Here is a 15,146-nt window from a genome sequence, read left to right on the forward strand (position 1 = left end):
TATTGCCATTAAATAAGTTTTGAGAAGAGAAGGGAACTATTGATTATTAAACAATTAGCACTCGTGCGTTTTCCCTGAGGGATGAAAGGCAACTTTACTGTTAATAAAAAGAAAGTTTGGACTTAATCAAGAGCAACTTTTCTATTAATAGATTACATGAGAAGTAAGCAGTGTTGAGAGAGAAGTAATCAACAAAGCTTACTTCTCTGCGTCGTTAGCATAGATACACCACAAGAATATCAATTGGTATACAACTTTATAGGTCTTATATCAATGATAAACACATGGCTTAAATATGCATATTGATAAACGTACGGCATGAAAATAAAACTGATTGCATTATTTATAATGATGAGATCATTGAAAAATGGAAGAGGCAGACTCTTAGATTGTGTGAACTTAGTAGTGAAGTAATTGTTGAAAAATAGAGGTACTTGATAAAATAGAGTTGCATTTTCCGTATAAAAACGTATCTTTGTGTAAAGAGAATCAAAGACATCGATTATTAATGGCTATTTTCTTTCGCACTGCGAAACAAAACATATAAGCGATTGCCTGATATTTAATAGATGATATTAATGATTAACACAATGAAAATGCGCTTGATTTTTCCTTTTGTTCTATTGATTTATTCATTGATCTGTCAGGCAGATGGTGGTAAAGATTCATATATCTTCCGGAAAGTAGATTATCAGCAAGGATTATCTAATAGCGCTGTGCTTTGTCTTTTTCAAGACAATACAGGGTTGATGTGGTTCGGTACTTACGATGGAGTCAATTGTTATGACGGCAGAAGCATGGAAGTTTTCCGTTCCGATTTTTCAGCTCCCAAGGCTTTGAGTAACAACGTAATCCATTCTATTCAGCAGGCGGATAATAATTGTTTGTGGATTTCTACTCATTTGGGGATTAATCGTCTTTCACAGAATTCACGGCAAGTTGTCGGATATTATGACTTTACAGATGATTATTATCTACATTCCAATTCTAAAGGAAACACATGGGTGGTGAGTCATGGTGGAATTTTCTACTATAATACATCTTATAAACGATTTGTACAGATTAAGAATCTGAAAGTACCCGTAGAGGATATGGATAAACGGGCGTTCGTAACGGATGATGGTGTTTTGTGGATTTTCACCCAACAAACAGGGGAGCTGTTACAGGTTTCGCAGGATGCTTTTGATTGTGACACATTATCAATTCATTCAACTGTTTCATCTACTAATTTTCATGCGAAACCTATTGAAGATGTCTTTTATCAGAATGGCGTTCTCTGTTTTATCGATAGTGAGCATGATCTTTATGTTTATGATATTTCCCGACAATCTAAAATTTATATTCGTAACCTTTCTTCATTAGTGCAGAAGAATGGAACTATTGCAGGAATAGCCCTTTTCTATGAAGATATTATTATTGGTTTTCGAACGAATGGGTTAGTCCGTCTCCGTACTTCACAAAAATATAAAGAAGAAGTGGTCGACCGGAATGTACGTATATATAGTATTTATCGAGATCCTCATCAGAATGTCTTATGGGTTGCTTCGGACGGACAAGGAACGATTATGTATGCTAAGAAATATTCTATTGCCACCAATTTGATGCTCAATCAACTGTCATCTAACTTAAGCAGGCAGGTACCATTCGTTTCAAGTCGCAGAAAAGTTATCATTTTTTTCACGGTCAGCGAGAAATTACGATGTTCTATCCAATGTTGCCCGAAGGGGATTCTATTTTGTGGCTTGGCAGTCGGGAGAAAGGACTCGTACGGTTTGATAAGCGGACTGAAGAATATAAAGTGATTTCTTTGAAAGAAATGCTTCATAAGTCGGTAGACGATGTGCTCAGCCTGTATCGGACCAAAGAAGGGTTGTTATATGTAGGGACAACATCAGGATTGGTATGTCTGAATTCTAATGGAAAACAGATGAAAGCTACCTATGTCGGACGGGAGCAAGGTTTGCTCAATGATATGATTCATGGTGTACTTGAAGATGAGAACGGACTCTTATGGCTTGGTACGAATCGGGGGCTGATTAAATACAATCCGATAAATGGCTCATCACATGCCTACTTTTACAGTGCAGGTGTTCAAATCGGTGAGTTTAGCGATGATGCTTATTACATGTGTCCATATACACAGGAGCTTTTTTTCGGTGGGATTGACGGGTTACTTTATCTGGATAAAGAGGTGCAGGCTGCTCCGGAATTTTATCCGGATATTTTGTTACGTAAGTTGACTGTTGGACATACGCAAGTGGTTCAGGGGGATGGAGATTACTATACAGACGATGGTAAGGCATTACAGTTGAAGGGGACGGAGGTTTCATTTGCACTTTCTTTTGTTGTTCCGGATTTTTTATCAGGAGAAGATATAGAATATTCTTACCAGTTGGAAGGATATGATAAGGATTGGACCTCTTTTAGTAGTATTAATGAAGCCTCATATACAGGAGTGCCGGCAGGTGATTATATCTTTAAGGTACGCTATAAGAGGGATGTATTTGATACGGAATATCGGCATTTTTCTATTCCGGTATATATCCTTTCTCCCTGGTATCGATCGGTGGCGGCTTATTTTGTTTATTTGGTCATTTTCTTGTTGCTGTTAGGGTACGTGATATATTTACTACGTAAAAACTATCTTCAGGAACGGATGATGAAAACACTGATGGGGACAGAAAGTTGCCGGAAATCCGAGACTGTATATACAAACCGTAGGATGCTTGAAGATTTTACTCTTATTTATAATTATTGTGACCAATTGCGTGCAGAGAATCTTTCTTATGAGCAATGTCTTGAGAAAGTGTCACTGATACGCGAAACTGTGATGAACGCACTTCTTAATCCTGACGCTCTGTTTTTGGAAGAACTTAAACAATTCTTTCCGGATCGGTTTATTGTTTCTGCACGTATGAGTATACAGGGAGTTTCTCAAGAGGTGTTACGTACGTTGGAAGAACAAGGGATTGATCATTCTTCTATATCGTCAATGATTCCGGAACACTTAACATTTCCAGTTTACAAGAATGCATTATACAGTATTCTTTATTGCTGCTATCTCCGGATTACTGAAATGAAAGGTACTCATGGCGTAATAGTAGAAATGTCAGAACAGGATGGTAAGATGCAGCTACATTTTTCTTCTAAAGATGCTACTGCGAAAGCGTTGTATGAATATCTTTCAGATAAAGCTTCTTCAGTGACGGAGAAAGATTCCGATCATGTGTTTGCTGTGCATTTACTTTTAGGTTTTGTACGGTCGGCTTTGGAACGTATTCATGCCGTTCTTCGTTATGATGATGATGAGAGTGGTAGTCGGTTGACGATTATCTTTGAACCGGCAGTCTTGACAGTGGCAGGTGAACAAGGGAAAAAAACTGTGCTTTTGTTGGAAGACAGAGATGAAATGACTTGGTTGATTAGTAATTTCCTGGCTGATGAATACGTGGTTCATCAAGTAAAGAGTGTGCAGCTTGCTTTTGACGAAATTCGTCGGTCGGCTCCGGCTCTATTATTAGTGGATATGACAATGTATGCCAATGCTGAAAGTACTTTTATGGAGTATGTTAGCCGGAATCGTACTCTGCTTTCAAAGACAGCTTTTATTCCATTGTTAACCTGGAAAGTTGGTTCGGCCATTCAGCGGGAACTGATCTTGTGGTCTGATTCTTATATTGTACTTCCTTATGATATATTATTCTTGCGGGAAGTTGTCCATAATGCTATTTATGGAAAGCGGGAAGCGAAGCAGATATATATGGAGGAACTGGGAGATTTGGCGGGACAGATTGTCTGTACAACTACCGAACAAGCTGATTTTATTCGTAAATTGTTAAAGGTGATTGAAGAAAACCTGGACAAGGAAGAACTGGGCTCAACGTTGATCGCTGATCGTATGGCAATGAGTTCCCGTCAGTTCTATCGTAAATTCAAGGAAATTTCCAATACTGCTCCCGGTGATTTAATAAAGAGTTACCGTATGGAAAAGGCAGCCCGCCTGTTACTTGATGAAGAACTTTCTATTCAAGATGTTATTATGGAGGTCGGTATTTCCAGCCGGTCTTATTTTTATAAAGAGTTTACCCGTCGGTTCGGGATGACACCGAAAGATTATCGGGAACAGCGAAAGGTATGCTGATTGTCAGGTTAAATTCTTTCGTATAGGTGATTAGTTGGGAAACATTATTATTTATTTGTTTGGATTCTTCTTCAAATTCCGTGCTACTTATTTATGTTCAATTACCTTATTCATGGCTATTCCGGAGTACTTTAAGATGCATATAGTTTGGATAATTTATTTGCTATTTCTAATATGCCGATATCCCTTTATCCATCGGCCTTTCAATGAGCTTTACTAGCACGGAATTTGATTAAGAACCTTTGTTTGTCACAACCTTGTGCTCTAAATTCCTTTTGTCGATTTTATTGTATTGATTATTAGTGTGTTAATCTGTGCTCTAATTTACCATTCTGTGCTTTAAATTTGTGTCTTTATTTTGCCGTTTTTTTGGCAAGGTAGAGCATTGGACTTTTATTCGAATAGCCTTTATTTGCAACAATTTAAAGGGAATTAACCTTATTACTAATCAAATTTAAAGGAATTATGAATGAAAAACTAAAGTATCTTACCTTATTTGTAATAGGTATGATGTTGAGTTTGGGCATGAATGCTCAATCTGTAAAATCAATCTCCGGTACGGTAACCGATGATCAGGGAGAGGCGGTTATCAGTGGTACGGTGAAAGTTAAAAACGGTAGTACAGGAACAATCACTGACATTAACGGTAAATACACTCTCTCTGTTCCTTCCAATGCCACCTTGGTGTTTTCGTATATTGGTTATATCACACAAGAATTTAAAGTCTCGGAATTAAAGAGTAATGTTCTGAACGTAGTTCTGCAATCGGATACGAAAGCACTGGACGAAGTAGTCGTTGTAGGTTATGGTACCATGCGCAAATCAGACTTGACGGGTTCCATTTCCACAGCCAAAGGTAAAGACATGCTGAAAGCACAATCATTCAATGCGCTTGACGGATTGAAGGGTAAAGTGGCCGGTGTGAATATCTTCTCTAATACCGGTCAGCCGGGTGGAGAATCACGTGTCATCATTCGTGGTATTTCTACTATCAACGCGTCGGCATCACCGCTGTACGTAGTAGATGGAGTGGTGATGTCAAACTTCGAATTGCTTAATCCGAATGATATCGAATCTATCGAAGTATTGAAAGATGCTTCCTCTGCTGCCATCTATGGTGCCCGTGGTGCGAATGGTGTTATCATGGTGACTACCAAGCGCGGTAATGCAGGAAAAGGAGTCCATGTTTCCTATGATGGTTCATTGTCTATCGGTAAGATGGCTAGAAAAATAGATGTAATGGATGCTAACGAATGGATGTCTACCTTCAAGCAGGGATTGGAAAATGCCAACGAATTTCAAGGCAAGAACTTCACAACTGATCTGTCACAGATATTCACAGACGAACGTTTGTTCAATGCAGACGGTTCTCCGAAATATAATACCAACTGGCAGGATGAAGCATCCCGCACTGCCATCTCTCATAACCATCAGATCAGTATCCAACGTACAGGAGAAGGATCTTCTATCGGAGCATTCATCAATTATACCGATCAACAGGGTATTTTGTTGAATTCTTACTTTAAACGTATCAATGCAAAATTGGCGTATGATGACAAACCGACTGATTGGCTGTCTACTTCCGTTAATTTATTAGTAAATCATACTTGGGGTAATAGAACTTCTGATAACCCTTACGGACAAGGCGCATTGCGTACAATGATCGAACAGTTGCCTTTCTTACCGGTTAAGCTGGATGGTGAATATACGCAGACGAACATTATTAATACAAGCTCTATTCTCAATAATCAGACTGATCCTAATAGCGGAAAACAAGGATTCAGCCCGGAAGGTGTAGGTAATCCCGTTGAGTTGCTCGAACGGATGCAGGCTATGCAATATCGTACGCAGATTTTTGGTAATGCTGCTTTGACTTTCCATCTCATGAAAGGATTGGATTTGAAGACCCAGTTCGGTATCGACTACCACAATAATCGTGATGCTAACTATACGCCATTTACTCCGCGTCCGATGATTAATCAAAGTTCCGAGGGAGCAGCTTCTGCAAATAACTCCAACTCTTTGTATTGGCAGGAAGAAACCTATTTGACTTATGTGAAAGATATAAACAAACATCACATTAATGCAATGGCGGGTATGTCTTGGCAAGAGTATAATTATACCAAATTCGAAGCTTCCGACAGTAAGTATATTGATGACTTCTACGGATATTATAATTTAGGTTCCGGAACGAACCGTCCTTCTGTAGGCAATGATTACGACAAGTGGGCGATGAACTCTTATTTCTTGCGTCTGGCATATTCTTATGACAACAAGTATATGGCTACCGTAACCGGTCGTTATGATGGCTCTTCCAAATTCGGACAGAACAATAAATATGCATTTTTCCCGTCAGTCGGCTTGGGTTGGATGATTTCTAATGAAGACTTCTTGAAAGATAACTCATTGATCAGCAAGCTGAAATTACATACTTCTTACGGTCTGACAGGTAATTCGGAAATTGGTACATATAAATCATTGGCTACGGTGAGCCAGTCGAATACGATCATTGGTGATGCTCTGCACGTAGTGTCTTATCTGGACAATATGCCTAATCCGGACCTGAAATGGGAAAAGACAGGACAGTGGGACTTAGGATTCGAGTTGGGTTTATTCAATAACAGACTGAATTTCGATATTTCCTATTATTATAAGTATACTTCGGATTTGTTGCTCGACCGTCCGGTTCCTGAATCAACAGGTTACTCTTCCATTATGGATAATATTGGAGCCGTTTCCAATCGTGGTTTAGATATTCTGGTTACAGCATATCCTATTCAGACACATGATTTCCAATGGACTTCCACTCTTAATTTAGGTTTCAACAAAAATCGTGTAGAGAAACTGGATGAAAGTGCATCTGTTGATCCTGTCACCGGTAAGCGTCAGATTACAACCGATGGTTTTGTGGGTTACGATATGTTGATCCGTGAAGGTGAAGAGCTTTCTTCTTTCTATGGTTATAAGCGTGCCGGTATTTACGATGGTATTCCGTCTAACTGGGATCCGGAGACAATGAACATACCTTCCACTATCGGTGAAAAGGTAACTTATAAGAAACGCGAAATTATCGGTAACGGATTACCTGACTGGATGGGCTCATTTATCAATACCTTCAATTATAAAGGTTTCGATTTGACTTTAGACTTCCAGTTTACATGGGGGGTAGACGTGATGCAAGAATATTATCACTCTACTGTAGCCCGTTTCCTGACTAATGGTATAGACCGTCTTTATAAGGAAGCATGGCATCCAACTCTCAATCCGTCGGGTAAAGAACAGGCAATTCGTCTGAATAACTTTGGTCAGGGAGCTAATAACCAGGCAGATGATGACTGGGTTTGCAATGGTTCTTATTTGCGTTGTAACATGATTCAGCTCGGATATACCTTCAATCCAACACTGATTAAGAAGATCGGTCTGTCTTCATTGCGTTTGTATGCAAATGTGAATAACGCGTTCCTGATTACTTCTAAGGACTATAACGGATACGATCCGGATAACTCATCTCGTTTAGGTGACAACAAATGGGGGGCTAACCGCCAATTCTTCACCTATCCGCGTCCGAGAACGTTTACGTTCGGTCTTAATGTAGCATTTTAATTCACCGTTATAAAAACCATAAGAATTATGAAACTATTAAAAGTATATATATCTGTATTTTGTATGTGTTCACTTTCTGTGTTGCTGAATTCATGCGACGATTTCCTGAAAGAAGAACCATTGGATATGAAATCATCTGACCAATTCTGGAAGACGAAAGCTGATGCGGAGTCGGGTGTGAACGCATTGTATTTCGGTGGTGTACCTTATTTACACAACACTGATGTAGGCGGTGGCTGGACTCCTAAAGCGACAATGTGGGGTGGTATTGTGTCCGGATTGTACGTTGATAAGCGTAAGGATAGAACATTTACTACGGCATCCGAAGGGTGTAACTTCAATATTGAATCTTTTGATGATATTGCAATGAAATACTGGCATGAGTTTTATAAAGGTATTTCACGTGCCAACTTTGTTATAGCCAATATTCCGACAATGACCGGGGTGCTGGATGAAGCTACTATTAATAATTATGTGGCTCAAGGTAAATTCTTCCGTGCATACGGATATTTTTGGCTGGTCAAAGAATTTGGTGGTGTTCCTTATATTTCAGAACCTTACACATCTACAGAAGGTATGTACAAAGAACGTCTTTCTGCTGAAGAGGTTTATAAGAAAATTGAAGCCGACTTGCTGGATATTGTTAACGGGGATGCATTGCCGAATAAAACGTTCTATGAAAATGGCTGTTATGTTACCAGAGCAATGGCGCAGACTTTGCTGGCACAAGTTTATCTACAATGGGCTGGTGCACCGTTAAACGGGGGGGCAGACTATTATGGAAAAGCTGCACAGATGGCATTGAAAGTGATTAATGATAGTCCTCACGGACTTATTCATCCGAATGGAACGACTGATGATTTGAACTCTGCGTATAATGTGATTAAGACAACGAAAGAATCAGCTGAAATCATTTATGCTAAAGAATATAATTATAGTGATTATAGTGTAGGTAACTCTTATGCTTGTCGTTCTATTGGTACAGATGCTTTTCAGTGGGGAGTGTTCCATCCGGGAGGAGACGTGCTGTATAATGCATACCTTCCCTGTGATATGTTGCTTAACAGCTATGCCTCTAATGATATTCGAGGACATGAGAAACAGTTCTTCTTTAAGCAATATACCGATGCTGAAGGAAATACTCATACTTTGAATAATGCAGGCAACTGGGCATGGTTTGATGAAAATGCCTTGATTAGTGGTCACGATGGTGATTATAATATGCCGGTATTCCGTTTTGCGGAAGTCTTGCTGATTGCGGCCGAAGGTTTGGCACGTACAAATCATGAAGATAATGCTGTCGGTGGAGCTAAATATTATCTCAATCAAGTGCGTAAACGTGCTGGATTGGCAGATGAGACGGCTACAGGAAATGATTTAATACAATCGATTTTGACTGAACGTTTACATGAGTTACCGTTGGAATTTAAGATTTGGGATGACATTCGCCGTACTCGTTTGTATCCGGAAGCATCTACAGAAGGAAAATTGAAATGGACTGCTCTTGCATCGGCTCAAATCCAAAACAAGCCCGATGGAAGCACAAGAGCCGGCGCCATTCCTGAATATGCTTTGTTATGGCCTATCCCGTTAGATGAAATTCAGGCTAATCCTGCGTTGGAAGGACATCAGAACCCGGGATGGAATTAATTAGGTAATAATAAATATTTGTTTCTGATAGAATTGGAGAGAGGGTAAAGGCAAATTATCCTCTCTCTATTGCTTAAACAGTTAGTCCTCCGGTTGTACTCTCGTGGTATGCACATAAATATTACATCCTGATTCTCACTTGTTTAACTTGTACTCTCGTTGACGCTCGTATCCTTTGGTTGACCATATGCTATTTTTTTTCTTATTTTGGCGTATCAGAGGACTGATAATTACAGAAAGATGCTTTAATTTGTAACGTAAATAAAAAAGACTTGATAATCTAATTAATAGCTTAATTCGTAGACCATGAATAAAAAGAAACTACTATCTTTCGCAATAGCCCTGCTATTGGGAGCTTCTTCTACCTTTGCGCAAAAGCAACCGGTAGACTATGTGAATCCTTTAATGGGAACTGATTCGAAAATATCACTATCTAATGGGAATACATATCCTGCCATCGCGTTGCCTTGGGGAATGAACTTCTGGATGCCACAAACCGGAAAGATGGGTGACGGTTGGGCTTACACTTATGCATCCGACAAAATCAGAGGTTTCAAGCAAACCCATCAGCCTAGTCCGTGGATCAATGACTACGGTCAGTTCTCAATCATGCCGATGACTAAACAGTTGAAGATCGATCAGGACAGTCGTGCTTCCTGGTTCTCTCATAAGGCAGAGAAAGCCACTCCTTATTATTATAGTGTTTATTTGTCAGAGTATGACATGACAACTGAAATAGCTCCGACGGAACGTTGCGCATATTTCCGTTTCACTTTCCCTGAAACCTCCGATGCCTATGTGGTGGTAGATGCTTTCGACCGCGGTTCGTATGTGAAGGTGATTCCCGAAGAAAATAAAATAGTTGGTTATACGACACGCAATAGTGGCGGTGTTCCTCAAAACTTTAAGAATTACTTTGTGATAGAGTTCGACAAGCCTTTTACTTTCAATAAAGTATGGGCAGACTATCATTTGGTTGAAACACATCTCGAACTACAATCCAATCACGTGGGTGCTGCTATCGGATTTTCAACGAAGAAAGGAGAACAGGTACATGCAAAGGTGGCATCCTCATTCATCAGTCCTGAACAGGCTGAACTGAATTTGAAAGAAATTGGAAATAAGACTTTCGAACAGACAAAAGAGGCCGGTCGTAAGGCATGGAACAATGTCTTGGGGCGTATCAAGGTTGAAGACAGCGATGAGAACCGTATGCGTACGTTCTACTCTTGTTTGTATCGTTCGGTGTTGTTTCCTCGTATGTTTTACGAGGTAAACGGTAAGGGGGAAACTGTGCATTACAGCCCCTATAATGGTGAAATCCGTCCGGGATATATGTTTACCGACACTGGATTCTGGGATACTTTCCGTTGCTTGTTTCCATTTGTTAATTTGATATATCCTTCAATGGGTGAGAAGATGCAGGCAGGTCTGTTGAATACCTATCTTGAAAGTGGATTCTTTCCTGAATGGGCCAGTCCGGGCCATCGTGGTTGCATGGTTGGGAACAATTCTGCTTCTGTAGTGGCGGATGCTTTCATGAAGAATATAACCAAAGCGGATGCAGAAAAAATGTATGAAGGTCTACTGAAAGGGGCCAATAGCGTACATCCGAAAGTTTCTACTACCGGACGCCGTGGATATGAATATTATAACAAACTGGGCTATGTGCCATACGATGTGAAAATTAATGAGAATGCGGCACGCACATTGGAATATGCATACGATGACTGGTGCATCTACCGTATGGGTGAAAAATTAGGTCGTCCGGCAGAAGAACTGGATGTTTATAAGAAAAGGAGTCAGAACTACCGTAATCTGTTCGATCCGGAAACTAAGTTGATGCGGGGAAAGAATTCCGACGGAACTTTCCAGACTCCTTTCAATCCTTTTAAATGGGGAGATGCCTTTACGGAAGGAAATAGTTGGCATTATACATGGTCGGTATTCCACGATGTACAAGGACTGGTTGATCTGATGGGCGGCAAGAAGATGTTTGTCAGTATGCTTGATTCTGTATTCAATCTTCCTCCTGTATTTGATGATAGCTATTATGGAGGAGTGATTCACGAGATTCGTGAAATGGAAATTGCTAACATGGGTAACTATGCACATGGCAACCAACCTATCCAGCACATGATCTATTTGTATAACTATGCCGGCGAACCTTGGAAAGCCCAATATTGGTTGCGTGAGACGATGAACCGCCTCTATCTTCCTACTCCGGACGGTTATTGTGGAGATGAAGATAACGGTCAGACTTCGGCTTGGTATGTATTTACTGCATTGGGATTTTATCCGGTATGTCCCGGCAGCAATGAATATGTAATGGGAGCTCCTTACTTCAAGAAAGCAACGATTACACTGGAGAACGGCAAGAAACTGGAAATCTCCGCCCCGAAGAATAACGATGATAATCGTTATATTCGTTCATTGAATTATAATGGCAAGAATTATACAAAGAATTATCTGAACCATTTCGATCTGTTGAAAGGCGGTCGTCTGGTGTTTGATATGGATAACAAACCGAATAAGGGAAGAGGTATCAACGAATCAGACTTCCCGTATTCATTCTCTCGTGACGCAAAGTAAGCTGATATGAATAATTTGAGAAAGAAAGTATTGATGATGACTATGGCGGCAGCAACTTTGTCCGCCATAGCTCAACAGCCGGTAGACTATGTGAATCCGATTATCGGGACCAATGGGATGGGGCACACTTTTCCCGGTGCTTGTACTCCTTTCGGATGGGTACAGTTGAGTCCGGACACAGACACAATTCCGCATAATGTAAATGGAGCTTATCAGAAAAATGCCTACGAGTATTGTGCCGGTTACCAATATAGGGACAAGACCATTGTTGGCTTCAGTCACACTCATCTTAGTGGTACGGGACATTCTGACTTGGGAGACATCTTGTTGATGCCTGCTGTTGGCGATGTGAAGTTAAATCCCGGTCGGGCGGATTATCCGGAAGAGGGATACCGTTCACGTTTTGACCATGCTACAGAAAAAGCTGTTCCCGGATATTATGAAGTGATACTGGACGATTATGGCATTAAGGCCCAACTGACAGCAACACAACGGACGGGTATACATAAATATACCTTCCCGAAAGGAAAAGATGGTCATTTGATTTTGGATCTGGTGCATGGTATTTATAATTATGACGGCAAAGTTCTATGGGCCAATTTGAGAGTCGAAAACGATACTCTGTTGACCGGATATCGTATCACCAATGGATGGGCGCGTACGAATTATACCTATTTTGCTATCTCTTTGTCACAGCCGATTAAAGACTACGGATATAAGGATAAGGAAAAAGTATTGTACAATGGCTTTTGGCGTCGTTTTAAGTTGGAAAAGAACTTCCCTGAAATCACAGGTCGAAAAATCGTGGCTTACTTTAACTTCGATACCGCTAACAATTCGGAACTGGTTGTAAAAGTGGCATTGTCGGCAGTCAGTACGGAAGGGGCCATTAAGAATCTGCGTGCCGAGGCTTCCGGAAAGAGTTTCGAACAGTTGGCGGAGGCTGCTCGTACAGATTGGAATAGTGAACTGGAGCATTTCGAGATCGAAGGTACGCCCGATCAGAAAGCAATGTTCTATACTTCTCTTTACCACACCATGATTAATCCGTCTGTGTATATGGATGTAGACGGTTCCTATCGTGGGCTGGATCATAACATACACCGGGCGGAAGGATTCACCAACTATACTATATTTTCCCTTTGGGATACCTATCGTGCGGAACATCCTTTCCTGAATCTGGTGAAACCGGGACGCAATGCGGATATGGTGGAATCCATGATTAAACATGAGCAACAAAGCGTGCACGGAATGTTGCCGATATGGAGTCTGATGGGAAATGAAAACTGGTGTATGAGCGGTTATCATGCTGTGTCTGTACTGGCGGATGCAATAACCAAAGGCGTCTTTTCGAATGTGGATGAGGCATTGGCGGCAATGGTCAGTACATCCACCGTTCCGTATTATGAAGGTATAGCTGATTATATGAAGCTGGGATATATTCCGCTTGACAAAAGTGGTACAGCAGCTTCTTCTACTTTGGAGTATGCATACGACGATTGGACTATCTATCAGACAGCTTTGAAGGCAGGTAACAAGGAAATAGCGGAGACTTACCGAAAGCGTGCCCTCAATTATCGTACTATCTATGATACAAGTATTGGTTTTGCACGTCCCCGTTATAGTGACGGTTCTTTCAAGAAAGAGTTTGATGTATTGCAAACCTATGGTGAAGGTTTTATCGAAGGCAATTCATGGAATTTCTCTTTTCATGTGCCACACGATGTATTTGGCATGATCGACTTGATGGGAGGAGAAGGGACGTTCGTGCAGAAACTGGATGAACTGTTCTCCATGCATCTGCCGGAGAAGTACTATGAGCATAATGAGGATATTACGGAAGAATGTTTGGTCGGCGGATATGTGCATGGTAATGAACCGAGCCACCATGTTCCTTATCTATATGCGTGGACTTCCCAGCCGTGGAAATCACAGTACTGGCTGCGTGAGATTCTGAATAAGATGTATAAGAATGATATTAACGGATTGGGTGGAAATGATGATTGCGGACAGATGTCAGCATGGTACCTTTTCTCCGTGATGGGCTTCTATCCGGTTTGTCCTGGTACAGACCAGTATGTATTGGGAGCGCCCTACCTGCCTTATCTGAAGATGACGCTTCCTAATGGAAAGACATTGGAGATCAAAGCGCCGGGTGTCAGCGATAAGAAACGTTACGTGCAGTCGCTGAAATTGAACGGTAAGGTATACGACAAGATGTACATTACACATGAAGACATTTTGAAAGGAGGCGTGCTTGAATTCAAGATGGGGGCGTCACCTAACAAACGTCGCGGATTATCACCGGAGGATAAACCTTATTCATTAACTAACGGAATCAACGAATAATCAATAAAGGAGTATGAAAAAGATACATTTAATCTATGCAGCCTGCCTGCTGGTAGGTATGGGGGCTTGTGCTGCAAGTGTGCAAAAACAGGTGAAGGATACTGATGTATGGAAAGAGTACAATACAGGTGCTGTATTGTTTGAGGATAAAGCACCGGAAACGCTGGGATCGGACATTTACCACCGGATCATTCCCGATGCTGAATCGTATATCAAGGAACAGGCACGTACTGTATTAGCTACTCTTTACAATTCTCCGGAAGATAGTATTCCCGCAGTGCACAAGATACATTATACTTTGGAAGATATCAACGGTATTTCTGCTAAAGGCGGTGGCAATGGTGATGTGACGATTTTCTACAGTACACGTCATATTGAAAAATCTTTTGCAGCGAATGATACGGCAAAGTTGTTTTTCGAAACACGCGGGGTATTGTTGCATGAACTGACACATGCTTATCAGCTGGAACCGCAAGGAATCGGTTCTTATGGAACCAATCGTGTGTTCTGGGCATTTATCGAGGGAATGGCAGATGCTGTGCGGGTTGCCAATGGAGGATTTGACGGACCGAATGCCCGTCCGAAAGGCGGGAACTATATGGACGGTTATCGTACAGCCGGTTATTTCTTTGTCTGGTTGCGTGATAACAAAGATCCTGAATTCCTGCGTAAGTTCAATCGCAGTACGTTGGAGGTGGTGCCTTGGTCGTTCGATGGTGCTATCAAACATATTTTAGGGAATGAATATAATATTGACGAATTATGGCATGAGTATCAGGTCGCTGTAGGTGATATACAAGCATAATAATGT

The 15,146-nt window shown here is 40.9% G+C and carries 5 protein-coding genes and 1 pseudogene; all 6 read left to right on the top strand.

Going from position 1 to position 15,146, the window contains the following annotated elements:
* The first annotated feature begins 578 nt into the window (after positions 1-578).
* Positions 579-4,141, top strand: a pseudogene (locus KFO40_RS09900) (helix-turn-helix domain-containing protein).
* Positions 4,142-4,606: 465 nt separating this feature from the next.
* Entirely contained in the window at positions 4,607-7,744 is a 3,138-nt protein-coding gene (locus KFO40_RS09905) for a SusC/RagA family TonB-linked outer membrane protein (protein ID WP_055235515.1), read from the top strand.
* A 27-nt stretch (positions 7,745-7,771) separates the two neighbouring features.
* The gene (locus KFO40_RS09910) at positions 7,772-9,394 is read left to right on the top strand and encodes a RagB/SusD family nutrient uptake outer membrane protein (protein ID WP_211146309.1); all 1,623 of its coding nucleotides are present in this window, start codon (positions 7,772-7,774) and stop codon (positions 9,392-9,394) included.
* Positions 9,395-9,700: 306 nt separating this feature from the next.
* Complete coding sequence (locus tag KFO40_RS09915) at positions 9,701-11,986, top strand: GH92 family glycosyl hydrolase (protein ID WP_117610956.1); 2,286 nt, start codon at positions 9,701-9,703, stop codon at positions 11,984-11,986.
* A 6-nt stretch (positions 11,987-11,992) separates the two neighbouring features.
* On the top strand, positions 11,993-14,335 hold the full coding sequence (locus tag KFO40_RS09920) for a GH92 family glycosyl hydrolase (protein ID WP_211146310.1): 2,343 nt from the start codon (positions 11,993-11,995) through the stop codon (positions 14,333-14,335).
* Positions 14,336-14,348: 13 nt separating this feature from the next.
* Positions 14,349-15,140 (top strand): basic secretory family protein, encoded by a 792-nt coding sequence (locus KFO40_RS09925; protein WP_211146311.1) that lies wholly within the window; start codon positions 14,349-14,351, stop codon positions 15,138-15,140.
* Positions 15,141-15,146: the final 6 nt, after the last annotated feature.

This window comes from Bacteroides sp. 1001302B_160321_D4, from assembly GCF_015667765.1.
Taxonomy (GTDB): domain Bacteria; phylum Bacteroidota; class Bacteroidia; order Bacteroidales; family Bacteroidaceae; genus Bacteroides; species Bacteroides xylanisolvens.

What these genes read in the sequence shown, in the direction of transcription:
- KFO40_RS09905 (WP_055235515.1), top strand. Translation starts at nt 4,607, where the DNA reads ATGAATGAAAAACTAAAGTATCTTACCTTATTTGTAATAGGTATGATG.
- KFO40_RS09910 (WP_211146309.1), top strand. Translation starts at nt 7,772, where the DNA reads ATGAAACTATTAAAAGTATATATATCTGTATTTTGTATGTGTTCACTT.
- KFO40_RS09915 (WP_117610956.1), top strand. Translation starts at nt 9,701, where the DNA reads ATGAATAAAAAGAAACTACTATCTTTCGCAATAGCCCTGCTATTGGGA.
- KFO40_RS09920 (WP_211146310.1), top strand. Translation starts at nt 11,993, where the DNA reads ATGAATAATTTGAGAAAGAAAGTATTGATGATGACTATGGCGGCAGCA.
- KFO40_RS09925 (WP_211146311.1), top strand. Translation starts at nt 14,349, where the DNA reads ATGAAAAAGATACATTTAATCTATGCAGCCTGCCTGCTGGTAGGTATG.